The sequence below is a fragment of the Micromonospora sp. NPDC002717 genome (genome assembly GCF_040295705.1).
GTDB lineage: Bacteria > Actinomycetota > Actinomycetes > Mycobacteriales > Micromonosporaceae > Micromonospora.
Genome location: NZ_JBEOVW010000031.1, coordinates 36,212 through 61,632, shown reverse-complemented (window position 1 = coordinate 61,632; position 25,421 = coordinate 36,212). Strand labels below are relative to the sequence as shown.

Below are 25,421 nucleotides of genomic sequence, written 5' to 3'. Positions count from 1 at the left end.
CGGTCAGGAGAGCCAGGTGTCGAGGTGCTCGGCGACGAAGTCGTCGTCGCGCAGGTGCGGGTACGCCCGGTGCACCCGGTCCAGCTCGGCCATCTGCCCCGGCGACAGCTCCTCGGCCGGGTCCAGGCACCAGCGGCCGGCCAGCAGGCCCTGCCGGCGCAGCACCTCGTGGATGCCGGGGATGCAGCCGTGGTAGCCGTTGGCGGAGTCGAAGATGGCGGCGTTGGCGTCGGTCAGGTGACCGTCGAGGGTGAGCAGCCGGCGCAGCGCGGCGTCGTCGCCGGCGCGGGCCCGGTGGGCCTCGTCGAGCAGGGTCACCGCGGTGTTCGCCCAGACCGCCCACTGGCCGAGCAGCCCGCCGACGAACTCCACCTCGACGGCCCGGCCGTCCACGACGACCCGGTGCGGCGCCACGAGGTCGGCCAGGATGTGGTCGTCGTTGCCGGTGTAGAGGGCCAGGTCGCCGTTGCGGCCGGCCGCGACCACGCCGTGCAGCACGTCCAGGGTGCGGTAGCGGTCGAAGGGCGCCACCTTGATCCCGACCACCGACTCGAGGGCGGCCAGCCGGGCCCAGAAGCCCCGGGACAGCTCGCGCCCGCCGACGGCCGGCTGCAGGTAGAAGCCGATCACCGGCAGCACCTCGCCGACCGCGCGGGCCCGCTCGACGAGGGCGTCCTCGTCCAGCGGCGCGTACGGCGACAGCAGCACCATGTCGTAGCCGAGCGAGGCGGCCAGCTCCGCCTCGGCGACCGCCTGGGCGGTGTCCCCGCAGGCGCCGGCGACCAGGATCGCGTCCGAGCCGGCCGCGGTCTCGGCGGCCAACTCCAGCACGGGGGCGAGCAGCCCGACCTTCGGGTCGTGGATGGCGAACTGGGTGGTGTGCACCCCGACGGCGACGCCCCCCGCGCCGGAGGCCAGGTAGTAGCGGGTCAACGCCCGCTGCCGGCGCTCGTCGAGCTTGCGGTCGGCGTCCAGGGCCAGCGGGTGCGCGGGGATGGCGCAGCCGCGCTGGAACCGGGCCAGGGCCGAGGTCTGTCGGGTGCTCGATGCGGTCAACACGGTCTCTCCTAGAAGTTGCCGTCGCGGCGCTGGAATCCGGTCGGCTTGCCGAGCAGGGGTTGGCCGTCGGCGACCCAGTCCGCCGTCAGGTCGATCAGCTCGGCGACCGGCACGTCGGGGTAGCCGAAGAGCCGGTGGCAGAGCTGGGCGTTGGACAGCAGCGCGGTCGGCGCCTCGGTGCCGGTGAAGACCGGCTCACGGCCCAGCCGGGCGGCGAGCGCGGTGGCGACCTGACGGACCGAGACCAGCTCCGGCCCGGTCAGGTTCAACACGAACGGCGGTGTCCGCGTGTGGTGCAGGGCGCGCAGCGTGACCTCGTTGGCGTAGCCCTGCCAGACGATGTTGGCGTGCCCCATGGTGAGGTCCACGGGCTCGCCGGCGTGCACGGCGCGGGCGACGTCGACGAGGACGCCGTAGCGCATCTCGACGGCGTAGTTGAGCCGGATCAGGGCCAGCGGGGTCTCGTCGCGCAGCGCGAAGTGGGTGAGGATCCGCTCGCGGCCCAGGCAGGACATGGCGTACTCGCCGACCGGCTGGACCGGGGTCTGCTCGACGCAGCCGCCGGAGGTCACCGGGACCAGCGGGTAGACGTTGCCGGTGCTCAGCGCCACCAGGCGGGACCCGGCGAAGCGCTGGGCGATCCGCCCGGGCAGGAAGGTGTTGGTGGCCCAGGTGGCGTGCTCCCGGCCCGAGGTGCCGAACTTCGCCCCGACCAGGAAGACCACGTTGGGCGCGTCGGGCAGCGCGGCCAACGCGGCGTCGTCGGTGACGTCCGCCTCGACCACCACCGCGCCCTCGTCGCGCAGGGCGTCGGCCAGCCCCGCCTCCGAGAAGCGGGACACGGCGATGACCTTGGCGCCGGTGCCCGCCGCCGCCACGCCCCGCAGCGCCAGCCGCACGAGGCTCGGCCCCAGCTTGCCGCCCGCCCCGAGGATCAGGATGTCCCCGTCGAGCTTTCGCAGATCGTCCACCAGGACGTCCCGCGGGCGCGAGAGCCGCTCCTCCAGGTCCGCAACCGTACGCATGCCACCACACCCCTTCCGAAGTAACGGTCATGACCGTAACCTCCGGCCGGAGGGGCGTCAAGGCACCCGACGCGTGGATCGGGTCGGCGATCGTCAGGCCACGGCGCGCGCCGAGGTGAGAACGTCCAGGACGGCGCGCGTCTGCGCCCACGGCACCGGGCTCGGGGCGCCCCGGACCATGCCGACGAACGCGTCGATGGTGGCCCGGTAGCCCAACTCGTCGGCCCCGCCGCGCAGCACCACCCGGCGCTCCCCCGCGGCGGTGTGCACGGTGACCTCGTACGCCTCGCCCTCGCTGACCCCGAGCACCTCCACCGTGCCGGGCACCCCGTCGTCCCACTGCACGGCCAGCAGCCCCGTGTCCTCCGAGCGCAGGCCCCGGTGCCGGCGCACGGTGCCGGCGGCCCCCACCAGCCGCACCGCCGGCCCGAGCAGCGCGACCAGCAACTCCACCCCGTGCAGGCCCATCATGACCAGGGTGCCCCCGCCGACCGCCGGGTCGTCCTGCCACGGGTTGTAGCCGGTGGCCCAGATCCCGACGTCGTGCCGGACCGTGGCGCGCACCGACAGCACCTCGTCGCGCGGCACGTCGAACGCGACGAACTCCGGCGCGAAGCGCAGCACCGAGGAGGAGAGCACCAGCTCCGGGGCCCGCGCCACGACCCGTTCCAACCGGTCGAGCTGCCCGACGGTCGCGGCGGCCGGCTTGTTGACGAAGCACGGCAGCTTGCGCTCCAGCACCTGCGCCAACGCCTCCGGCACGTCGGAGGTGGGGACGGTGAGGACCACGCCGTCCGGGCCGGTCGCCAGCAGCGCCGCCAGGTCCGGCGCGACCGCCGCGTCCGGCTGCTCGGCCCGGAACCGCGCCAGCCGCTGCGGGTCGGGCTCCCACACCACGAGCTCCGCGTCGTCACGCAGGGTGCGGGCGTCGGTGTAGGGGTGACTGGTGGCCAGTCCGGCGAGGGCGATGCGCATGAGCGCAGAGGCTACTCATCCGGGCTGCCGCCGCGCCAGGGCAGGTCAGCCGCGCTCAGCCCGTGCGATCGAGGTGCTCCGGTCGCACCTCGTGGCGCAGCTGCTCCCCGCGTAGGAACCGGTCGATCTCGGCGACGACGATGTCGGCGGCCCGCCGCCGCGACCCGACCGTCCCGGCCGCCTCGTGCGGGGTCAGCAGCACGTTCGGCAGCCGCCGGAACGGATGGTCCACCGGCAGTGGCTCGGCGTCGAACACGTCCAGCGCGGCGTCGATCCGCCCGGAGCGCAGCACGGCCAGCAGCGCGGCCTCGTCGACCAGCGCCGAACGGGCGGTGTTGACCAGCAGCGCGCCGTCGGGCATCAGGGCCAGCTCGCGCGCGCCGACCATCCCGACGGTCTCCGGCAGCACCGGCGCGTGCAGGGACACCACGAGGCTGCGGGCGAGCAGGTCGTCGAGCGCGACCCGCTCGACCCCGAGCGTCGCGGCCTCGGCGTCGGAGAGGTACGGGTCGGCCACCAGCACCCGCGCCCCGAGCGCCCGCACCAGGCCGAGGTACGCCCGACCGGTGCGGGACGCCCCGACGACCCCGACCGCCGCCCCGCGCAGCTCCCGCCGGGGCGGCGCCGCCTTCGCGGTCGCCCAGTCGACCCCGGTCCGCAGCGCGTGGTCGAAGCGGTGCAGCTGGTGCAGCAGGGCGAGGGTCAGCGCGAGCGCCTGCTCCCCCACCGCGTACGCCATCGCCTCGCCGGCCTGGCTGACGCGGACGCCCCGGGCGAAGCTGGCGGGGGTGACGAAGGGTTTGACGCTGGCCCCGGTGTGCGCGAGCAGCCGCAGCCGGGGCGCGGCGGCGAGCACCGCCGCCGACAGCGGCGCGGTGCCCCAGCCGGTGACCACCACGTCGGCGTCGGCGAGCAGCCGGGCGAGCGTGGTCTCGTCGCCGACGTCGGCGCCGTCGGCCGGCAGCCGCACCTCCCCCAGCCGGCCCAGCGCCGCCCAGGCGCCGGCGTCGAAGAACAGCTCGCGGACCTCCGGCGAGGCTGCCACCGCGATGACGCTCATCCCTTGATGCCCGTCGTGGCGACGCCCTCCTGGAAGTAGCGCTGTCCGATCAGGTACGCCATGAAGATCGGCACGAACGCCACGACCGACCCGGCGAGGAGCATGTTCAACGCCACGTTCTCCTGCTGGAGCGAGGCGATGCCGGTGGTGAGGGTACGCATGTCGAGGCTCTGCCCGACGATGAGCGGCCACAGGAAGTCGTTCCAGTGCCACAGGAAGACGAAGACGCCGAGCGTGGCGAGGATCGGCTTGATCAGCGGCAGCACGATCGAGACGTACACCCGCCACTCGGAGCAGCCGTCGAGGCGGGCCGCCTCGAACAGCGAGTCGGGCAGCGAGGCGATGAACTGCCGCATCAGGAACACCGCCTGGGCGTTGGCCAGGGTCGGCACGATCATGCCCCAGTACGTGTCCACGCCGTTCATCTCGGAGATGATGATGAACGTCGGGATCATCGTGACGTGGAACGGCACCATCAGCATCGCCAGGAACGACCAGAACATGGTCTCCTTGCCCGGGAACCGCTTCTTGGCGAAGGCGTAGCCGGCCATCGAGGCGAACAGCAGCACGCCGACCACCGACACCACCGAGTAGATGATGGTGTTCCACATCCAGCGCAGCACGCTCTTGGCGCCGACCACCTGGTCGTACGCCTCGGTGGAGAACGGCCAGGGCAGCAGGCTGTCCGGGAACGTGACCGGCCCGGTCGGCTTGAACGACAGCACGACCATCGCGTAGAAGGGGAAGAGCGTGACCGCCGCGCCGACCACCAGCAGCGTGGTGCGGCCGACCACCCAGCCCTTGCCGGCGCGGCCGGGCCGGTACGCCCGCCGGGCGCCCTTGGGCGACGCCGGCGGGGTGGGGACGGCGGTTGCCGGTGGCGTGATCGTGTCCGTCATTCTTCCCTCCCGAGGGTCAGCCGCTGGATCAGCGCCACGATGATCGTCAGCACGAACAGCGCGACCCCGACGGCGCTGGCGTAGCCCAGGTCGAAGTACTTGAAGCCCTGGTCGTAGAGCAGGTAGACCAGGCTGTAGCTGGACCGCACGGGGCCGCCGCCGGTCATCACGTAGACCAGGTCGAAGACCTGGAACGACACGGTGGTCTCGATGATGGCGACGAAGAACAGGGCGGGCCGCAGCTGGGGCAGCGTCACGTACCGGAAGCGCTGCCACGCCGACGCGCCGTCGGTCAGCGCCGCCTCCTCCAGCTCCGCCGGGATGTCCTGCATCCGGGCGAGCAGGATCAGCATGCCGTAGCCGAAGCGGGACCAGACCGAGACCAGCACCAGCGCGGGGACCACCAGCACGCTGTCGGCGAGCCAGGAGCCGGCCGGCAGGCCGATCACGCCCATGGCCCGCGACCACGGCCCGTCCTCGGCGAAGACCCAGGCGAAGACCACGCCGGCGAGGACCAGGCTGGTCACCACCGGCAGGAAGAAGATGGACCGGAAGAGCTTCGCGCCGCGGAAGGCGCGGCGGGTCAGCAGCGCCATGCCGAGGGAGGCCAGCATCGACAGCGGCACGGACAGCACGGTGAACAGGACCGTGACGCGCAGCGCCGTCCAGAACGTGGGATCGTCGACGAGCCGGCGGAAGTTCTCCAGCCCGACAAAGCTCGTCTCGCCACCGATGGTGTAGTCGGTGAAGCCCAGGGCCACCCCGGCGATCGCCGGCCCGAACCGGAAGACGACGAAGAGCAGCAGGAACGGCAGGACGAACAGCAGCGCCGTGCCGGCCTCGCGGGCGGAGGGGCGGCGCACGCGTATGCGCGGGCGGCGGGTCCCCGGTAGTGCAACCATCTGACAACCTTTCTCGGCGGCTCGCGGTGGGCGGGGTGCGCCCACCGCGAGCCGCGCCGGCACTAGCCGAGCAGCGGAGTGGCGGCCTTCGCCGCGTCCTCGAGCGCCTGGTCCACGGACTTCTTGCCGAGCAGGGCGGCCTGGATCTCCGGGGAGAGGACGCCCTGGACGTCGCGGGCCTTCTCGTGCAGCGGGCCGACCGTGCTGGTGGCCACGTGCTTCTCCTGCTCCCCGAGGACGGGGTCACTGGCGTACAGCGGACCGCTGGACTTCCGGGGAGAGAAGAGGCTGGCACCGATGTCGTACTTCTTGGTGTTCTCGGCGTTGGTGGCGAAGGCCAGCCACTTGCCGGCCGCCTCCTTGTCCTTGGAGGTCTTCAGCATCGACAGCGAGCCGACGGTGCCGTAGCCGATCTGCTTGGTCTCGGTGAGGTGCGGGATGACCTGGATGTTCTCCTTGCCCCAGAACTTCTCGATCTCGGCGACCGGCGTGTACCAGCTGCAGGCGACCTTGTTCTGCGCGACGCGGGTCTGCTCGATCGGCGGGACGGTGGTGAGCATGGACTTGTCGACGTAGCCGCCGTCGACGAGCTGCTTGAGGAAGTTCAGCGCCTTCTTGCCGGCGTCGCTGTTGAAGGCGACCGACTTGCCGTCCGGGCTGAACACGTCGCCGCCGGCCTGCCAGAGCAGCGGGTAGAAGGTCTGGTTCAGGGTCTGCTTGGCGTCACCGGCGTACGTGATGATGTCGTAGCCCTTGGCCTTGAACTTCGGGGCCAGGGTGAGCAGGTCGTTCCAGCTCGTCGGGTAGTTCGTCTCGCCGACGGCCGCGAAGACCTTCTTGTTGCAGATCGGCGTGGAGGCGCTGGTGAGGATCGGGGCGCCCATCATCTTGCCGTCGATGGTCACCGACTGCACCACGTTCGCGTGCAGGTCGCTCTTGGTCGCCTCGTCGAGGTACTTGTCGACGGGCTCGATGTTGCGGGCGTACTTGGGCAGCTGGTCGGGGATCAGGTAGACGACGTCCGGCCCCTTGTTGCCCGCGATCGCGGTGGCGAGCGCCTGGTCGCGGTTGGCCCAGGGGAAGATCTCGACCTTGACGTTGATATCGGGGTTGGTCGCCTGGAACGCCTTGATGGTCTCGTCCCAGTGCGCGCGGTGCTTCGCCTCGTCGAAGATAGCCGGATATGTCCACATTGTCACGGTCGCCTTACCGGAGTCACCGGAGCCGGAACCGCCACAGCCCGTAGCCGCGAGCGCGGCGACGGTCGCCACCGCCACGGCCGACAGGCTCTTCCGAACACGCATCTCGCATCCTTCCGGGGGAGTCAGGTTCGCAGTACATTAACTTACGGTCCGGGCCGATACTAGAGCCCGTATGCACCGAGGTCACATCGTTACTGTTCGTGTGAATACCTGGACAGATCGATCCAGAACCGTAATAGCGAAGGACTCCGATGACCGTCACCCTCGCCGTCGTCGGCGCCGGCAACCGCGGCAGCACGTACGCCGGATACGCACTGCGCCACCCCGAGCGGGCCCGCGTCGTCGCGGTCGCCGACCCGCGGCTCGCCCACCGCACCGCGCTCGCCGACGCCCACGGCGTCGCGGCGTCCGCGTCGTTCGAATCATGGCAGGACCTCGCCGCGCAACCCCGACTGGCCGACGCCGTCGTCCTCGCCACCCCGGACCGGGAGCACGCCGAACCGGCCGTCCGCCTCGCCGACCTCGGCTACCACGTCCTGCTGGAGAAGCCGATCGCACCCAGCGAGGCCGAGTGCCAGGCCGTCGCCGCGGCGGCCGAGCGCACCGGCGTGCTGCTCGCCGTCTGCCACGTGCTGCGCTACACCCGCTACACCGACGCGGTGAAGCGGTACGTCGACAGCGGGGCGCTGGGCCGGATCGTCGGCGTGGAGCACCTGGAGCCGGTCGGCTGGTGGCACTTCGCGCACTCCTACGTCCGCGGCAACTGGCGCCGCGCCGAGGAATCCTCCAGCAGCCTGCTCGCCAAGTGCTGCCACGACCTGGACTGGCTGCGCTACGTCGTCGACGACACCCCGACGCGGGTCAGCAGCGTCGGCGCGCTGCACCACTTCCACCCCGGCAACCGGCCGCGCGGCGCCGCCGACCGCTGCCTCGACTGCCGGGTCGAGTCGACCTGCCCGTACTCGGCCGCCCGCTTCTACCGCGCCTGTCTCGCGGATTCCGACCGGCACGAGTGGCCGCTGGCGGTGGTGACCCGCGACCTGACCGAGGAGGGTGTGGCCGCCGCGCTCCGCGACGGACCGTACGGCCGGTGCGTCTACGGCGGCGGGAACGACGTCGCCGACCACCAGAGCGTGACCGTCTCGTTCGCCGGCGGCGCGACCGCCACCCTCACCATGAGCGCCTTCACCCCCGGCGGGCACCGGCGCACCCGGATCATGGGCACCCACGGCTACCTGGAGGGCGACGGCGAACAGGTCGCCGTCACCGACTTCGTCACGGGCGAGACCGTCACCACCGACACCCGGGGCGGCGGGGCGGACGCCGGCTCCGGTCACGGCGGCGGCGACATGGCGCTGATGGCGGCCTTCGTGGAGGCGGTGGCCACCGGCGACCGGTCCCGGATGCGCTCGGGTCCGCAGGAGTCCCTGGACAGCCACCGGATGGCGTTCGCCGCCGAACGCAGCCGGCTCGCCGGCGGCGCCCCGGTGGCACTCGCGCCCGCCGGCTGACCCGGGGGCGCCGCACGCCCCCGGCGCCTCCTCCTACGCCCTGAGCACGCCACGGTCCGGCGGCAGCGCCAGCATGCGCGCTGTCGCCGGGCTCGGCGGGATGCCCAGTTCCTGCCGCAGCACCCGTTGGCAGGTGGCGTACGCCCGTCGCGCCTCGCTGACGTTGCCCTCGGCCAGATGGATCCGGATCACCGACCGGTGGGCGCTCTCCCGCAGGGCGTCGTGGCGGAGCACGGCGAACGCCACCTCCAGCGCCAGACCGAAGTGCCCTTCGGCAGCCAGGTGGTCGGCGAAGGCCTCCTGGACGTGCAGGCACAGTTGCCGCATCCGCTCCCGCTCGTCGACGAGCCACTCGTCGTCCCAGTCGGGGAGGAGTTCGGCGTCGTTGTCCGGCAGGCAGGTCATCGCCTCGGGCCCCGGCCGGCCCCCCTCGGTCAGCCGTCGGGCCACGCGCACCAGGTCACGGACGTCCACGGTCACGGCGGGGCCGAGGTCCAGGGACGGCCCGACGCCCGCCACGAGACCGGGAACGGCCCGGTTGGCGCGCCACATGGCGGTCCGCAGGCTCGCCAGCGCCCGGTCCTCCTCGGTATCGGGCCAGAGCTGGCCTGCCAGCCGGCTGCGGCCCGCCCGCCCGCGCAGGGCGAGCAGCGCGACCAGCCGTTGCACCCCGAGGGGCAGCGCGACGTCCTCGCCCCCGACAACCAGGCGGAAACAGCCGAACAGGGTGACCGAGACCGGCGACGGCGGAACGGCCCCGGCGCTCCGCCGTGCGCCCGGCCCGCCGACGGCGCGATCGACCAGGCTGTGCGGCATGCGCCAACTCCTCAACTCGGATAATTTCCGGCCAAACCGGAGATAACGCACTTTATATCCGACAAGTGTCCCCTCGGTCGGCGGTTACCCGGAACCTCGACCGGGCCACCCGGCGGCGCCACGCGCCACGGGCGACACCCGGCCTCCACCCGCCGGTGTGACGCGGTCGTGACGAGCGGTTGATGACCGGGGCTCATGCTGGCGCCCATGACCAGCTTCCCGGGGAGTCCGCGCACCCTGCACGGTGCCGTCGTCGCGGTCGACCTGGGCGCCCCGGCAACCCGGCCCATCGTCTTCCAGTACAACCCTGACCAGGTCACGCGGACGGTCCGCCCGCGCGGCGGCCCCGACTCGCCCGCCGCCGGCCCGGCCGACCCGCACCGTCTCTCCGGGGCCCCGGTGGAGACCATCTCACTGACCCTCGAGGTCGACGCGGCGGACCAGCTCGCCAACGGCGACGAGGTCGCCGCGGCGATGGGCGTCATGCCGCACCTCGCCGCACTGGAGCTGCTGCTCTATCCTCCCAGCAGCCGGATGATCGAGAACGCGGCGCTGCTGCTCACCGGCGCGATAGAGATCCTGCCGGCGCAGGGCCCGCTGACTTTGCTGGTCTGGGGTCCGGGCCGGGCCCTCCCGGTGCGGATCGAGGGCATCAGCATCGTCGAGCAGGCGTTCGACCCCGAACTGTTCCCCACGAGAGCCTCCGTCGACCTGTCCGCCCGGGTGCTCTCGTACCACGACCTGCCGGTGACAGACCCCGGCTACGCGCTCTTCCTCGTGCACCAGGTGGCGAAGGAACTCATGGCGGGCGTGGGCCGCACGGGCGCCGCGGCGGCGTCGAGTGGTCTGCCGGGGGCCTGACGTGCTGGGCGGAACGGGTCGGTACGACGACGTGGAGACGACCGTGACCACGATGCTGGACGACGTCGGCGGTCGGCGCGCCGTCGCGTGCCTGCGCACCCGGCTCCTGCCGGTCCTGCCGGCCGCCCGCGCCGTCGCGGTGCACCAGGTGGTCTCCGGCGACCGGCTCGACCTGCTCAGCCACCGGCACCTCGGCGATCCGTTGGCGTTCTGGCAGATCGCCGACGCCAACGCCGCGCTCGATCCCGACGAGCTGGTCGCCCCGGGCGCCGAAGGCCGCCTGCTGGTCATCCCCATGCCGGGGATGTGACATGCCGGCATCGACTCTGCTGCGGGTCTTCGCCGGACCCGTCCTGCCCGTACCGCTGCCGCCGGAACTCACCTCCCGCCTGCGTTCGGTCGTGGTCAGCGAACGCGAGAACGACCGCTCCGGCTTCACGCTCACCTTCGACGCCGGACGGTCCGGCCCGGGCGCCGCCCTGGACACGCCCGTGCTGCAACGGGCGCCGATCACGCCGTTCGCCCGGGTGAGCGTGGTCGTGACGTTCGGGGCCGTGTCGCGGGTGCTGGTCGACGGGATCGTGACCTCCGTCGACTTCACCCCCGGCGCGGAGACGGCCGCCACCACCCTCACCGTCCTCGGCGAGGACGTCTCCTACCTGCTCGACCGGGAGGAGGTCGACACCGACCATCCGGGGCTCGACCACTACCAGCAGGTGCACGCGATCCTCGCCCGCTACGCCGTCGACGGCATCGCCGCCGACGTGGTGCCACCACGCACCGCCGACCCGCCGCTGCCCGTCGAGCGGGTGCCGACCCAGCACGGCACCGACCTCGCGCACCTGACGGCGCTGGCCCGCCAGCACGGCTACGTCGCGCACGTCCGCCCCGGACCGGTGCCGGGCACGAGCACCTTCTACTGGGGACCGGTACATTCCGGAGCACCGCAGCGTGCCCTGACCGCCGGGCCCGGCTCCGAGGCGAACGTACGGTCCCTGCGGTTCCGGACCGACGCGCTGTCGGTGGTGGCGATGGACGGCGACCTCCAGGAACCCCGCAGCGGAACGCGACTGCCACTGGCCGCCGCCGTCAGCACCCGCCCGCCGCTGGCCGCCCGCCCGTTGTGGGCCGCGCACCAGGGCTCGATCCGGCGGCGCCGAATCCGGCTCAGCGGCGTCAGCCCGGTCGCCGGCCTGGGCCGCGCCCAGGCGGAGGTCGACCGCGGCGTCGACGCGGTCACCGCCGAGGGCGAGCTGGACGGGGCGCGCTACGGCGACGTGCTGCGCCCGCGAGCCGTGGTGGGGGTACGCGGCGCGGGCTGGTCCCACGACGGCCTGTGGTACGTCCGCCGGGTCGACCACGAGTTGGGGCCGGGCTTCTACACGCAACGGTTCACGCTGGCCCGCGACGGCTACGGGTCGCTGGCTCCGGCGGTGCGCCCGTGACCGCCGGGGCACCGGGCCGGGCCGAGTGGGCGGGGCGGCGATGACCCCGTTCTACGGCAAGTACCGCGGACGGGTCACCGCGAACCAGGACCCGCTGGGTCGCGGGCGTGTCCAGGTCAGCGTGCCGGCGGTGCTGGGCGAGACCCGCCACTGCTGGGCGGAGCCTTGCGTCCCGTACGCCGGCCGGGGCGTCGGCCTGTTCGCGGTGCCGCCGGTCGGGGCGCACGTCTGGGTCGAGTTCGAGGCCGGCGACCCGGACCTGCCGATTCTCGCCGGATGCTTCTGGGCGGTCGGGGAAGCGCCGGTCGCCCCCGCCAATCCTCTCGTCAGGACCTGGAAGACCGAGGGGGTCTCGATCACGCTGAGCGACGTGCCGAGGCTAGGCGGCCTGACGATCGAGGTCGGCCGGCCGGTGACCACCACGACCATGAGGATCTCCTGCACGGCGGCGGGCATCGAGCTGTCGATCGGCGCCGCCAGCGTGAAGTTGACCCCCGCCTCGGTCTCGGTGAACAACGGCGCACTGGAGGTGAAGTGACGTCCCGATTCGTCGTTCAACAGGGGGCCACGGTCCGCTGCGCGCACGGCGGCGAGGCACTGTCGACGGCCCCGAACCCCAGGGTCACCGTGTCCGGCCGGGTCACCTACGCCCTGACCGGAACCTGGACGGTCGCTGGTTGTCCCCTGCCCGCCAGCGCCGGCGGCCCGTGCGTCGCCGCCGCGTGGACGACGGGCAGCGCCCGGGTGTTCAGCCTCGGCCGGCCACTGGTCGTGCAGGGAGGCACCGCGACCTGCGTCCCCACCGGCGCGCCGCTGCTGGTCCTGACGACGCAGAACCGGGTCCGGGTGGTCTGAGTGCACCTGGGCTTCCCCCTGCGCCTCGACCGGCACGGCCGGCTGAGCGCCGTCGACGACGACGAGTACCTGCGGGGCCTGGTCGAGACGGTGCTGTTCACCCGGTACGGGGAACGGGTGAACCGGCCCGACTTCGGCGCCGGCGTGGACCGGCTGGTCTTCGCCCCCGGCGGCGACGAACTGGCGCGTACCACGCACGCCCTGGTGCAGGCCGCGCTGCAACGGTGGCTCGGCGACCTCATCCGGGTCGAACAGGTCACGGTCGAGACCGTCGACGCCGTCCTGACGGTGCTGATCGTCTACGCCCCGCTGCGCCACGGGACCGCCGTCGGCGAGCCCCGGGTCGTCCGCCTCACCCGGCCGGAGGCGGGATGACCACCACGCACGAGCCACTGGCGACGACCGACCCGCCCGACATCCGGATCGACCGCGACATCCGGCTGGCCCTGGTGGCAAGCCGGGACGCGCCGGCCCTCGACGGCATCGACTTCGTCGAGGTGCTGGCGAACCGGGCGGACGCGCCCGACCACGTTCCCGACGCCCCCCAGCGCCGGACCCTCGCGGTGCACCTGCTCCGGGGGTCGGTCCCCGAGGGGCTGGGCACCGGGCCGGGCGACCCTCAGGTGGTGATCACGGGCGGGGTGCGTGCCGACCCCGTGCCGGTCGAGTGGGCGTACCCGGCCACCGCCGTCGTCGGCGCCTCGGCACAGGACGACCCGCCCCCCGGCGTCACGCGGGGCGACCGGGCGCTGGTGGGCGCCGCGATACCGGAGGCGTCCCGATCCAGGGTCCTCGTCGTGCGCACCTCGACCGGCGGTGACGACTCGGCGTACGTGCTGCGGCTGCTCGGCCCGGCCACCGCGGAGTTCGACGAACCGCTCACGCGGGTGTCCTTCCGGTTCGCCGTCGACGGCCCGGCCACGGTCGACTGCCGCCCACCCGCCGACGCCGACCCGCCGGCACCCGCCGGGTCTCCCCTGCCGGACTACCTCGCCCGGGACTACCAGGCGCTGCGGACCAGACTGCTGGACCGGATGGCGGTGCTGCTGCCCGCCTGGACCGACCGTTCCCCGGCCGACATCGGCGTCACCCTGCTGGAGCTGTTCGCCTACCTCGGGGACCGGCTGGCCTACCGGCAGGACGCCATCGCCGGCGAGGCGTACCTGGGCACCGCACGGCGACGCACCTCGGTGCGCCGGCACGCGCGACTCATCGACTACCGCGTGCACGAAGGATGCGCCGCCCGCACCTGGCTCGCGTTCGCCACCGGCACGACCGTCCTGCTGCCGGCCGGCACCGCCGTCACGGACGCCAGCGCGGCTGCCGGCAGCGCGGTCGACCCGGCCGCCGGGCAGTCGCCCGACGACGAACCGGTCGTCTTCGAGACCTGCTCGCCGATCCGCCTCACACCGGCCCGCAACCGTCTGGACCTGCACGACTGGGGGACCCCCGGGCACCACCTGCCGGCCGGCGCCACCTCGGCCTTCGTCCGCGTGCCAGTCGGCGTCGAGCCGGAGCTGCGCGCCGGCGACGTCGTCGTCCTCGCCGAGTCCGACCCGGCCGCCGACCTGACCGCCGACCCGCTGGCCGGCCTGACCGCAGCCGACCCCACCCGGCGGTACGCGGTACGCCTGAACGCCGACCCGGTACGGCACACCGATCGCCTCGCCGCCTGCCCGAGCGTGCTGGAGCTGCGCTGGCACACCGACGACGCGCTGCCCGGGCCGCTGCGGGTCTCCCGGCCCGGCCCGGCCGGGTCGGAGGTGACGGCGGTCGCCCTGGCCAACGTCGTACTCGCCGACCACGGGCTGACCACCCACGCCGACCTCGATCCGCCCCGGGTGCCGCCGCGCGGCGACTACCGGCCGCAGCTGCCGCACCCCGGCCTCGCCTGGGCCGACCCGACCGGCCCCGTCCCCGTCGACGGCAGCGGCGACACCGCCGGCTGGGAGAGCGCCACGGCCGCGCTGCGCCCCGATCCGACCCGCGCCGTGGCCCAGGTGAGCCTGCACGACGGCGTACGGGCGTGGTGGCCGCGCGCCGACCTGCTCAGCAGTGGGCCGACCGCCCCGGTGTTCGTGGTGGAACCGGAACCGGACGGATGGACCGTGCTGCGCTTCGGCGGCCGCCCCGGCGGGCTGCGTCCCCACCCCGGGACCGCCTTCGCCGCCCGGTACCGCCTCGGTGGTGGCACCCGCGGCAACGTGGGAGTCGACGTCCTACGCAAACTCCGCCAGACACCCGGCGCCGGGTCGGGGCCGCCGGCGGTCGTCACCAATCCCCTGCCGGCCGCCGGCGGTACGGACCCGCAACCCCTGGCGGAGGTCCGGGAGCTGGCGCCGTACGCCATCGGCCGGCAGCTCCGCGCCGTGACGTCCGCGGACCACGCGGCCTGCGCGGTCGAGGACCGCGCGGTGCGGCGGGCGGTGGCCCGACGGCGATGGGTGGGCTCGTGGTACGTCGAGCAGGTCACCGTGCAACCCGCCCCGACCGCGGCGGCGGACCGCGCGGTCCTCGCCCGGGTGGCCCGCAGGCTGGAGACGAGACGGATGGCCGGCGTGGACGTCGCGCTCGCGCCGGTCGTGACGGTGCCGCTCGACATCCGTCTGGTGTGCTGCCTGGCGCCCGGACAGCCCCGGTCGGCGACCGAACGGCAGGTACGGGAGATGCTGACCGCCCGACTGCTCCCCGACGGCGGTCGCGGTCCGCTGCACCCGGAGAACCTGTCGGTGACGCGGACCCTGTTCCTGAGCGACCTGGTCGCCGCGGCCATGTCCGTCCCCGCGGTCACCTCGGTGCGGGTCGAGCGGTTCGGCCGGCGCGGTGCCGGCGACGCCGAGATGCTCGCGGCGATCGCCCGGGGCCGCCTCGACGCCGACGGCGGGGAGGTGCTGCGCTGCGGCAGCACCCCGGACACACCGGACGGGGGCTGCCTCGACGTGGTGCTGCGGGGTGGCTCGTGACCGGAACGCGCGGGGCCGGGGCCACCTGCCCGCCGGGCTCCGGAGGGCCCGACCCGGTCGAACTCCGCCAGCCCTCGTCCAGCCACGCCGCGGCCCTGGCGCGGATGCGGGCCAAGCTGGCGGACGAGTCGCAGCCCGCACCGGTACGCGCGCTGGCCCGACGACCCGCCGAGGACCCGCTGATCGCGTTGCTGGACAGCTGGGCGGTGGTCTCGGACACTGTCGCCTTCTACACCGCCCGCATCGCGCGGGAGGGATTTCTGCGTACCGCGACCGAGCCCCGGTCGGTGCGGGAACTGGCCCGGGCCTTCGGGCACGAACTGGCGCCCGGCGTGTCCGCGCAGGTCGAGCTGGCATTCGACGTGGAGGACGCCCCGGGCGTGCCGGCCGTCGTCACGGTGCCGCCGGGCACCCCCGTGCAGACCGTTCCACGCCAGGGTCAGCAGCCCCAGGTCTTCGAGACGGACAGCACGCTCGATGCCCAGACGGTGTGGAACGAGATACCCGCTGTGGCGACCGAGCCGCAACGGCCGTCCTTCGGAGCGACCGAGCTGTGGGTTTCCGGCGCCGCTGCGGACGTACGCCCGGGCGACCCGGTGCTGCTCGTCGCCGACCCACCGGTCACGGACGGCGGGCGGCCGGCGGCGGACGCCGACCCCCCGCAGCACGAGGTCCGGGTGGTGGCCGCCGTCGCCACCGATCCCGACGGCCACCCGGGCTGGACCCGGCTGGAGCTGCTCCCACGCGAGGAGCCGCGCGACGACCCCGACGATCCGGCCCCCGACGATCCCGCCCCCGCCGGGGAGGCCACGGTGCACGTCCTCACCGAGAACAGCCCGCTCTTCGGCTGGAACGCGCCGGACGCGGCCCTGCTCGGCGGTGCGCCGGCGGACGCCGGCAACGGCCGGCGGGACGACTCGGACGTGTTCGCGGACGCCGCCGACGTGCTCGAACTCGACGGCGACCACCCTCGGCTGCTGCCCGGCTCCCTGCTGCTGCTGGAGCAGCCCGGGCTCCGCGCGGTCTACCGCGCGGTGTCCGTGGTCCCCTCCGCCGCCACCGGGTACGGCATCAGCGGTCGGATCACCCGGGTGCGGATCACCACCGACGACCGACCGCCGCCGCCGTTCGACCGCCGCAGGACCCTGGTGCACTACCTGCCGGTGGAACTGCCCGCCCGGTGGCGCCCCCGGACCGTTCCGGTCGCCGGCCGGGAGGTGGACCTCGTGCCCACCGACCCGACGCCGCCCCCCGGTCGCCTCGTCCAGCTGCGGGGCTTCGACCTGGCCACCGGCACCGAACGGGTCGAAACCGCCACGATCCTCGGCTGCGAGGTCCGGCCCGACGGCCGGCGGATGAGCGTCGTGTTCGACCGCGAACTCGTCGGCACGTACGCCCCGGACAGCGTGCGGGTCCTGGGCAACGTGGTCACCGCCGACCACGGCGAGACCGTCACCCAGGTGCTCGGCAGCGGGGACGGGCAGAGCCCGTTCGCCCAGGTGGCCACCCGGCGGGGCCCGCTCACCCACGTACGGGCACCCACGGCGCAGGGCGCGGTCAGCACGTTCACCCTCGAGGTGAACGGCGTGGCGTGGACGCAGGTGCCGTCGCTGGCCACGGCGGGGCCGCAGGATCGGGTCTACCTGGTGCGGGAGAACGCCGACGGCACGGCCGTCGTGGTCTTCGGCGACGGGGTCAAGGGGGCGCGACCGCCGACCGGGGTCGAGAACCTCGTCGCGACCTACCGGGTGGGGATGGGAGCCGACGGCGCGGTGGACGCCGGCCAGGTCAGCCTGCTGTTGCGGCGACCGCTCGGCATCCGCGAGGTGACCAACCCGGCTCCCTCCCACGACTGGGGGCCACCGGAGTCGCTCGCCGACACCCGGCGCACCGTCCCGGTGCGGACCCGCGTGCTCGACCGGGCCGTGTCCGTGGCCGACCACGCCGACCTGGCGCGCGGCTTCGCCGGAGTCGGTGGTGCCCGCGCCGACCTGGTTTCGGACGGCCACCGGGACCGGATCGTCCTCTCGCTGGTCGGGGTCGGGGCGGCCCCCGTCAGCGACGGTCTGCTGGCCGACCTCGCCGCCGCGCTGGCCGGGCGCCGCCCGCCGGAGCCGCCGCTGCTCCTGCGCTGCGCGGACGTGGTGCGGTTCGGGGTGCGCGTCGAGGTGCAGCCCGACCCCGGCCACCGGTGGCCCGTGGTCCGTGACGAGGTGGCCGCGGCGCTGCGACGGCGGTTCGGCGCCGCGCAGACCGACTTCGACGCCCCGGTCACGGCGTCGGCGGTGCTGATGGTCGTCCGCGCCGTCGCCGGCGTCGTCGCGTGCACGATGCCGCGTCTGGTGCCGGTCGGCCCAGCGAACCCGACCGGCACCGCTGACGACGTGCTGGTGCCGCTGCCGGCCCACTGGGACGGCCGGCAGATCCGGCCGGCCCAGCTGCCGCACCTGGTTCCGGAAGAGGTACGGATCGAGGCGATGGCGCGGTGAACGTACCCATCGGAGCCCCCGAGGCCACCGGGACGACCGAGCGGTTGCTGGCCCTGCTCCCCGACCACCTGCGCGGCCTGGACGAGCAGGCGGGAGGCGTCCTGCGGGCGCTGCTGTCCGCGGTCGCCGTCGACCTGGACGTGCTGGAAGGCGACCTGGCGGACCTCTACGACGACTGGTTCGCGGAGACCTGCACCGCCCGGACGTTGCCCCACCTCGCCGACCTGGTGGGCCTGGCGGAGCCGCTGCCGGCCGGCCCCGGCGTCGACGGCAACCGCAGGGCCCTGGTCGCCAACGCCGTCTCCCGGCACCGGCGCAAGGGCACCCTCACAGTGCTGGAGCAGGTCGCCCGGGACGCCTCCGGCTGGCCGGCCGTCGCCGTCGAGTACTTCCGGCTGCTGACCACGACCGCCCACCTCGCCGACGTCCGGCCGGACCGCCCCGCGGTCGCCTCGCTGCGCGGCGCGGCCCGGTTGGACCTCGTCGGTGCCCGGCACGATCTGCGGCGCGACCGGACACCACCCGCCCCGGAGCTGATCGACCCGACCGGCGGGGCGCTCGACCCGCTGGCCCGTACCCCGCAGGTGCGCGACACCGCCGGCGGCCGGGGCCGGCACGGCCTCGCCCGCGTCGGGGTGTTCCTCTTCCCGCTGCGCACCTACCGCGTCGGTCCCCCGGCGGGCGGCGGTGACCCTGCCGGTGGCTCCGGCGACCCCGACCGGAGCACCCGACCGTCGCTCTGGTCGCAGGCCCGGCTCGTCGGGGACGAGTACCGGATCGACCCGCTCGGCCGCCGAACCCCGTTGTTCGCCGCGTCGCCGGCCGGCGACGGGGCGGACCGCCTCACGCGGGAGGAACACCTGCCGGTGCCGCTGCGGCCCCGCCGGCTGTTGGCCATGCTGACCGCGGCCCGCGGCGGGGCCGGCGGCCCGGAGACCCTGCCGATCGGGGTGCGGGTCGGGCGCACCGGTGACCCGCTGCCACCCGAGCGGCTACGGGTCGCCGGCCTGGAGGAGCTGGCCCCGGTGGCCGGTACGCAGGTGAGTGTGGACGCCGTCGAGGGCCGGCTGCGGGTCTACCGGGACGGGCAGGCGGCGGCGCCCGACGAGGTCTTCGTCCGCTACCACCACGGGGGACTGGCCGACATCGGCGCGGGCACCTACGAACGTTCGGACGTGCACGCACGGGTGCTCGCCGCCGATCCGTACCGGGGTCGCCGGGAGGTCGCCGGCCAGGTCGCCGTGTGCTCGGACGCCACCGCCTCCGTGCTGGCCGTCCCGGCGGTCACCGACGCGCTGGCCCGCGCGGAGCAGGCGTGGAGCACCGACGCCGGTCAGGCGGTGGGCGCGACGTACGTGGTGTCGGTCGGGGACAACGCCACCTACCCCGGCGACCTGGACGTCCGGATCCCGGCCGCCACCCGGCTGGTGCTGGTCGCGGCGGCATGGCCGGACAGCGGACGGTCGGAGGGCGTGCCGCACCCGACGCCGGGCGTCTACGTGCCCGACGGCCTGCGCCCGCACCTGCGCGGCGGCCTGCGGGTGACCGGCGGTGCCGGCAGCAGCCTGGTGTTGGACGGTTTCCTGGTCGAGGGTGACGTCACCGTCGCACCCGGCGCGCTCACCGCGCTGACCGTCTCCCAGTGCACCCTCACCGGGCGCCTCACGGTGGCCGACGACCCGGCCGGCGGCCACCGCGACCTGCGGGTGAGCCTGGTCCGCAGCGTCGTCGGGTCGGTCCGGCTGGCGCCCGTCGTGCCGTTGCTGGCAGTGAGCGAGTGCGTCGCGGACGCGACCGGCACCGGGGACGGCGTGGCGCTCTCCGCGGTCGGCGCGCATCTGTCGATCGAGGGCAGCACCATCCGCGGCACGGCGTCGGTGCGGTCGGTCGACGCCGGCAACTGCCTGTTCGACGGGCGCCTCACCACCGAGCACCGGCAGGTCGGCTGCCTGCGCTACTGCTACGCCGGCCCGGGCTCCCGCGGTCCGCAGCGGTTCCGTTGCCACCCGCCGGACGACACCGGCACGGCCGGCCCGCCGGTGTACGCCGCGTTGGACCCGGGTTCGCCCATGTACCTGGCACTGGCCCGCGACTGCCCGACCGTCCTCGCCGAAGGTGGTGAGGACGGATCCGAGATGGGTGTGCACCACCACCTGGGCCGGCCGCTGCGGCGCGCAGCGGCCCGACAGCACCTCGCGCCGCACGCACCGGCCGGACTGGACCTCGGAGTCTTCGGGAGCTGAACCACATGCAGGGAGATTTCACCCGCTGGACCTTCGCGCCGCGGCGCGCCTACCGCTCGGTGCTGTTGCAACAGGGGCGCGTCCTGCTCGACGCCGACTGGAACGAGCAGGCGGAGATCACCGCCTACCACGACGAGATCCGCACCCGCGACGTCGTCGGTCCCAGCGCCGGCCCGGCCGACGGGGCCGGGTTCGCCGTGGTCGACCGGGCTGGCGCCGACCCCAAGGCGACCCCGTGGGCGGACCTGCGGATCACCCCCGGCCGGTACTACGTCGACGGCGTGCTGGTCGAGTCGCCGGTCCCACCGCCGTCGGGCGGTGCCGCCACCGTGGGCTGGCCGCTCGACGCCCAGCCGTACGCCCGGGGTCCGGCCGGCGCGCAACCGGAACCGACGGGCGACGGGCGGTACGCCGCCCTGCTCGACACGTGGACCCACCACGTCACCGCCGACGAGGAACCGTCGCTACGCGAACCGGCGCTGGGCGGCCTGGACACCACCACCCGCGCCCAGACCGCCTGGCGGGTGCGGCTGACCGACATCGGGATCGGCGAGGGCTGCGACGACGTCCGCCGACCGGGACGGTTCACGGAGGCCCGGGGCACGATGTCGGCGGCACTGCGGAACAGCCAGTCCGACCAGGACCCGGATCCGCACGTTCCCGACGGCACGTACCGCCGGTTGGACAACCAGCTCTACCGGGTGCAGATCCACGACGGGTCGCCGGCGCGGCCGACGTTCCTGTGGTCCCGGGAGAACGGCAGCGTCGTCGCCGGGCTCACCGCGCTCACCTGGCTCGGCGACGGCACGTCGGCGGAACTCGTCCTCGACCGGGAGGGCCGCGACGAGGAGCTGTCGATCCGCCGGGAGGACACCATCGAGGTCACCAGCGCCGAGCGGGAACTCGCCGGCCACCCCGGATTCCTGGCCACCGTGACGACGGCGCAGGGGTTGCGGCTCCAGGTCCGGTTCGCCGCCGCCGGACCCGAGTCGCTCGCCGCGCTCGGCCGGGCACCCCTGGTCCGCCGGTGGGAGGGGCCGGCGCGCCCGGTCGACAGCGAACCGCTGGACCTGGAGGGCGGCATCGTCGTGCGCTTTCCCGGCGGCGGCACCTACCGTACGGGGGACCATTGGCTGATCCCCGCGCGGACCGCCCGCCACGTGTACGGGACGACCCCCCTCGCCGGCACCATCACCTGGCCGACCGGAGCCGACGGATCACCGCAGGCGTGCCCGCCGGCCGGCCCGACCCGCCACGTCGCGGCGCTGGCCGTCCTCACCAGGGCCGCCGACGGGTGGACCCTCGACGCCGACTGCCGTCGGCTCTTCCCGCCCACCTCCAGCCTGGTCGCGCGGGACGTGGTCACCCTCGACCTGGCGGGTGGGGACGGCCAGGAGGCGCGACCGGGTGAGCGGCTTCCCGCACCGGTACGGGTGGTGGTGCGCAACAGCGGGCAGCCGGTGCAGGGCGCCCGGGTGCGCTTCGACGCGGGCGGCGGGGTCCTCGCCACCCCCGACGGCACGGCGGTGTCGGGGTCGGTGCCCACCGACCGGGACGGGATCGCCGCGGTCACCTGGAAGCTCGACCGGCAGGGCGCGACGACGCAGACCCTCACGGCGGCCCTCGACCCGGACGTCGCCACCGCCGCCCCGCCCGCCGTCGTGGCGACGGGACGCCTCAGTGTGGCGTCCGAGGTCGGGTGGGCACCAGGTGGAAGCTGCGGCACCCTCGACGGTGTCGCCACGGTGAAGGACGCGCTGGACCGCCTGTCCCAGCGGAAGGAACTACGCCTGCTCGGCGGCGACGGCCAACACCTCCGCCCCGAGGACAAGATCCTCCCCCAACCCGTCCGCGTCATCGTCGACAGCCCCTGCGGACCCGTCGCCAACCAACAGGTCACCGCCACCGCCACCGGCGGCGCCCTCGTCGCCCGCAAGACCGGCACCACCCCACCCGCGACCTTCCCCGGCGCCACCGACACCGCCACCACCAGCGACAAGGGCGCAGCCGAATTCTGGTGGCAACCCGACCCCGCCAAGGCCACCGACACCCTGAACCTGGCCATGCCCGGCGACACCCGCGCCCCGGTCACCGTCACCGCGCAACGCCTGCCCACCCCGCCGCCAGGTGCGACCGACGCGGGATCGATCACGTGGACGCCGCCGGCGCAGTGCCCGCCCCTCGACGGCGTCACCACCGTCAAGGAGGCACTGAACCGCCTGTCCCAGCGGAAGGAACTACGCCTGCTCGGCGGCGACGGCCAACACCTGCCTCCCGGCGAGAAGGTCCTCCCCCAACCCGTCCGCGTCATCGTCGACAGCCCCTGCGGACCCGTCGCCAACCAACAGGTCACCGCCACCGCCACCGGCGGCGCCCTCGTCGCCCGCAAGACCGGCACCACCCCACCCGCGACCTTCCCCGGCGCCACCGACACCGCCACCACCTCCGACCAGGGAGCGGCGGAATTCTGGTGGCAACCCGACCCCGCCAAGGCCACCGACACCCTGAACCTGGCCATGCCCGGCGACACCCGCGCCCCGGTCACCGTCACCGCGCAGAAGACCCTGCCCGGTATCGCCATCACCGGCGTGTCGTTCATCGCGGGAGCCGGAGAGACGCCGGAGGGGCTTCGGAACGGGCAGGACGTGCCAGCGGCGAAATTCGCCAAGGGCATCCACATCCAACTCGACGCCGACATCGACACCGCCACCGTCGTGGGAAACCCCGTCTGCCACATCTACTTCGACCTGCCGTTCCCCGTCCCCGGCGAGCAGCATCCATGGATCACCGTAGCCAATCTGCGCTTCTGGCGGCCCCTCGAGATCACGACGGCGGCGACCATCACCACCGCCACCTCCAGGGTGATCCAGTGGTCCCCCGACACGCAGCTGCGCACCTGGCTGACGAACGAGCTGCCGAGCAAGCTGAGCTCGGCCTCCGGTCCCGCCAAGCTCCCGGGAAGGCTGGTCGTCGAGGGCTGGGCGATCACCAACGCGGGTGGTCCGGTTCGACGCGTCAACAACGGCCAGCAGTACTCCCAGTGGTTCATGGTGACGAAGTGACCCGCCGCGTCGTGTCCGCAGTGGCCTGGCGAGACGTGTGCGCAGACGACGACCGCCCGACAGCAGAGATCAGGAGCTTGTTCGATGAAATGGTTTGCCAGGACGGTGGCGGTACACGAAACGGGTTTCCCGGTGAGTGCCGTGGCGTGCAGCCCGGACGGGCGCTGGTTCGTCGCGGCCCACGAGGGTGGGTTCACGGACATCGTCGACGTCGGGACGGGACGGACACTCACGCGTCTCGATCGCGCGGGGACGGCGATCGCCACGGTGAACGACGTGGCGGTGAGCGGTGACGGCAGATTCGTCGCCCTGGCCGGTCGCGGTGCGGCAGAGGTGTTCGATGCGGCGTCGGGTGACCGACGCGGCCAGGTCAGGCACGACAAGGCGGTGAACGCCGTCGTCGTCAGCCGCGACGGCCGGTGGATGGCCACCGCCAGCGAGGACGAGACCGCCCGGGTCTTCGAGGTGGCGACGGGTGCCGAGCGCTTCCGGGTCACGCACAACGGCCCGGTCGCCGACGTCGCCCTCAGTCTCGACGATCGGTGGATCGCCACCGCCGGCGACGACGGCACCGTGCGGGTGCACGACGCGTCGACCGGAGCCGAGCGGCACCGCCTGACGCTTGACGACGCGGTGAACATGGTCGTCTGGAGCGAGGACGGCAGGTGGCTGGCGACCGGCGGTGACGACGCGACAGCCAGGGTCTTCGACATGGCGGACGGCCACGAGGTCAGCCGCGCCACCCACGCCGGCCCCGTCAACGCCGTCGCCTTCAGCCCCGACGGGCAGTGGGTGGCCACCGCCGGCGAGGACGGCACCACCCAGGTGTTCCAGACGGCCACCGGCGCCGGGCTGTTCGGATACACCCACGGTGGACCGGCCTTCGCCGTGGCCTGGAGCAGGGACGGAAAGTGGGTGGCCACGGGCGCCGACCGGGCGGTGATGTTCGACCCCGCGACCGGCACCGAACGCTGCGAACTCGAGCAGCACAAGCCGGTACGGGAGGTGGTGTTCAGCCGGGTCGGATCACAGATCGTCGCCGCCGGTGACGGTGGACAGGTGTGCGTCTACAGCATGGAAACCGTGCGGGAGGTCTGCCACATCGGCCTGCACGAGGTCGGCACCGAAGCGGAACTGCTCAACCTCAGCCCCGACGGGCAGTGGGTGGCGACCGGTTCGTGGAGCGACGCAGCGGTCTATGAGACGTTCACCGGCAACCGGTGCCGGTTGCCCCGCGGGACGTTCTCCCCCAACGGGCGGTGGCTCACCGACGGCACGGTTGTCGTCAGTGTCGATGACGGGTCCGAACGCTGCCGATTCACCGATCTCGGTGCCGGCGTCGTGACCTACGCCTGGAGCCCGAGCAGCCAGTGGGTCGCGTTGATGACGTACATACGGACGCCGGGCGGCTACGAGTACGCGTCCATCAGCGTCCGCAGCGCCAAGGACGGGGAGGTGCGCTGGGGCTGCCCCGCCCCCTGGTACCGCCGTCTCGACTGGAGTGCCGATGACCGGTGGCTGGCGCACGGCCTGTCGGTCCACGACGGCCGCACGGGTGACGTCCGATCCCGCGCCGCCGAGGTGTTCAACGTCCGGGCGTCCGCGCTGAGCCCAAACGGCGAGCGGATGCTGGTGGGCACCGACAACGGTGCGTACCTGTTCGACGCCGGCACCGGAAACCAGGTCAGCGCGCTGCTCGAGGGCAACCCCGCCTCCCACGCCGCGTGGAGCCACGACTCGCGGTTGATCGCCATCGGAGGCTTGGTGTTCGACGCCGCCACCGGCAGCGAGCGGTACCGGGTGGAGTCGTCCGGCCCCGCGGTGTTCAGCCCCGACGGCAGATGGCTGGCAGTGGTGCACAGGGAGGTGCAGGTTGTCGAGGCCGCGACGGGTGCCCGCCGTTTCCGGCTCGGCGCGGCACCCGCGCTCGCGGTGTCGTGGAGTGCGGACGGGCGTCATCTCGCGGCCCGGTGCACCGCCAACAACCAGACGGGCTCCGGTGAGGCTACCCGGGTCTACGATCTCGACGCCGTCCAGTTCGGCTGACCGGGGAT

The 25,421-nt window shown here is 73.9% G+C and carries 20 protein-coding genes; 12 read left to right on the top strand and 8 right to left on the bottom strand.

The genetic code is table 11. From position 1 onward, the window contains the following. Window positions 1-3 precede the first annotated feature (3 nt). The 7 genes from ABT006_RS29915 to ABT006_RS29885 form a co-directional block, all read right to left on the bottom strand. Window positions 4-1,059 carry a dihydrodipicolinate synthase family protein gene (locus ABT006_RS29915; protein WP_350711801.1) on the bottom strand — a complete coding sequence of 352 codons (1,056 nt, stop codon included), beginning with the start codon at window positions 1,057-1,059 and terminating at the stop codon, window positions 4-6. Between the two features lie 8 nt (window positions 1,060-1,067). Then, window positions 1,068-2,084: an NAD-dependent epimerase/dehydratase family protein gene (locus ABT006_RS29910; protein WP_350711799.1), complete on the bottom strand. Its 1,017-nt coding sequence runs from the start codon at window positions 2,082-2,084 to the stop codon at window positions 1,068-1,070. A 93-nt stretch (window positions 2,085-2,177) separates the two neighbouring features. After that, the gene (locus ABT006_RS29905) at window positions 2,178-3,059 is read right to left on the bottom strand and encodes a Gfo/Idh/MocA family protein (RefSeq protein WP_350711797.1); all 882 of its coding nucleotides are present in this window, start codon (window positions 3,057-3,059) and stop codon (window positions 2,178-2,180) included. A 55-nt stretch (window positions 3,060-3,114) separates the two neighbouring features. After that, complete coding sequence (locus ABT006_RS29900) at window positions 3,115-4,119, bottom strand: hydroxyacid dehydrogenase (RefSeq protein WP_350711795.1); 1,005 nt, start codon at window positions 4,117-4,119, stop codon at window positions 3,115-3,117. Next, window positions 4,116-5,018 (bottom strand): carbohydrate ABC transporter permease, encoded by a 903-nt coding sequence (locus ABT006_RS29895; protein WP_350711793.1) that lies wholly within the window; start codon window positions 5,016-5,018, stop codon window positions 4,116-4,118. The genes ABT006_RS29900 and ABT006_RS29895 overlap by 4 nt, the downstream gene beginning before the upstream one ends. Beyond that, window positions 5,015-5,920, bottom strand: a complete 906-nt coding sequence (locus ABT006_RS29890; protein WP_350711791.1) for a carbohydrate ABC transporter permease — start codon at window positions 5,918-5,920, stop codon at window positions 5,015-5,017. The genes ABT006_RS29895 and ABT006_RS29890 overlap by 4 nt, the downstream gene beginning before the upstream one ends. A 62-nt stretch (window positions 5,921-5,982) precedes the next feature. Continuing rightward, complete coding sequence (locus tag ABT006_RS29885) at window positions 5,983-7,224, bottom strand: ABC transporter substrate-binding protein (protein ID WP_350711790.1); 1,242 nt, start codon at window positions 7,222-7,224, stop codon at window positions 5,983-5,985. A 149-nt stretch (window positions 7,225-7,373) separates the two neighbouring features. Here ABT006_RS29885 and ABT006_RS29880 point away from each other — a divergent pair, with 149 nt between their 5' ends. Beyond that, window positions 7,374-8,633: a Gfo/Idh/MocA family protein gene (locus ABT006_RS29880; protein WP_350711788.1), complete on the top strand. Its 1,260-nt coding sequence runs from the start codon at window positions 7,374-7,376 to the stop codon at window positions 8,631-8,633. Window positions 8,634-8,666: 33 nt separating this feature from the next. Here ABT006_RS29880 and ABT006_RS29875 read toward each other — a convergent pair whose 3' ends face one another. Further along, window positions 8,667-9,449, bottom strand: coding sequence for an AfsR/SARP family transcriptional regulator (locus ABT006_RS29875; RefSeq protein ID WP_350711786.1), 783 nt, complete (start codon window positions 9,447-9,449; stop codon window positions 8,667-8,669). Between the two features lie 207 nt (window positions 9,450-9,656). On the opposite strand from ABT006_RS29875, the gene ABT006_RS29870 reads away from it, so the two are divergent. From ABT006_RS29870 to ABT006_RS29820, 11 genes are all read left to right on the top strand, one after another. Continuing rightward, complete coding sequence (locus ABT006_RS29870; RefSeq protein WP_350711784.1) at window positions 9,657-10,310, top strand: hypothetical protein; 654 nt, start codon at window positions 9,657-9,659, stop codon at window positions 10,308-10,310. Between the two features lie 43 nt (window positions 10,311-10,353). Then, entirely contained in the window at window positions 10,354-10,620 is a 267-nt protein-coding gene (locus tag ABT006_RS29865; protein ID WP_350711782.1) for a LysM peptidoglycan-binding domain-containing protein, read from the top strand. Window position 10,621: 1 nt separating this feature from the next. Beyond that, window positions 10,622-11,755: a hypothetical protein gene (locus tag ABT006_RS29860; protein WP_350711780.1), complete on the top strand. Its 1,134-nt coding sequence runs from the start codon at window positions 10,622-10,624 to the stop codon at window positions 11,753-11,755. A gap of 40 nt (window positions 11,756-11,795) precedes the next feature. After that, window positions 11,796-12,293 carry a phage baseplate assembly protein V gene (locus ABT006_RS29855; RefSeq protein WP_350711778.1) on the top strand — a complete coding sequence of 166 codons (498 nt, stop codon included), beginning with the start codon at window positions 11,796-11,798 and terminating at the stop codon, window positions 12,291-12,293. Further along, window positions 12,290-12,610, top strand: a complete 321-nt coding sequence (locus ABT006_RS29850) for a hypothetical protein (RefSeq protein WP_350711777.1) — start codon at window positions 12,290-12,292, stop codon at window positions 12,608-12,610. Before ABT006_RS29855 ends, ABT006_RS29850 begins: the two co-directional genes overlap by 4 nt. Further along, window positions 12,611-12,985 (top strand): GPW/gp25 family protein, encoded by a 375-nt coding sequence (locus ABT006_RS29845; protein WP_350711775.1) that lies wholly within the window; start codon window positions 12,611-12,613, stop codon window positions 12,983-12,985. It begins immediately after the preceding gene. Then, entirely contained in the window at window positions 12,982-15,573 is a 2,592-nt protein-coding gene (locus ABT006_RS29840) for a baseplate J/gp47 family protein (RefSeq protein WP_350711773.1), read from the top strand. The genes ABT006_RS29845 and ABT006_RS29840 overlap by 4 nt, the downstream gene beginning before the upstream one ends. Next, a complete protein-coding gene (locus tag ABT006_RS29835) occupies window positions 15,570-18,062 on the top strand; it encodes a hypothetical protein (RefSeq protein ID WP_350711772.1) in 2,493 nt (830 codons plus the stop codon). Before ABT006_RS29840 ends, ABT006_RS29835 begins: the two co-directional genes overlap by 4 nt. After that, the gene (locus ABT006_RS29830; protein WP_350711770.1) at window positions 18,059-20,305 is read left to right on the top strand and encodes a phage tail protein; all 2,247 of its coding nucleotides are present in this window, start codon (window positions 18,059-18,061) and stop codon (window positions 20,303-20,305) included. The genes ABT006_RS29835 and ABT006_RS29830 overlap by 4 nt, the downstream gene beginning before the upstream one ends. Window positions 20,306-20,310: 5 nt before the next feature. Then, window positions 20,311-23,367 (top strand): DUF6519 domain-containing protein, encoded by a 3,057-nt coding sequence (locus ABT006_RS29825; RefSeq protein WP_350711768.1) that lies wholly within the window; start codon window positions 20,311-20,313, stop codon window positions 23,365-23,367. Between the two features lie 132 nt (window positions 23,368-23,499). Next, window positions 23,500-25,413 carry a WD40 repeat domain-containing protein gene (locus tag ABT006_RS29820; protein WP_350711767.1) on the top strand — a complete coding sequence of 638 codons (1,914 nt, stop codon included), beginning with the start codon at window positions 23,500-23,502 and terminating at the stop codon, window positions 25,411-25,413. The last annotated feature ends 8 nt before the right edge of the window (window positions 25,414-25,421 follow it).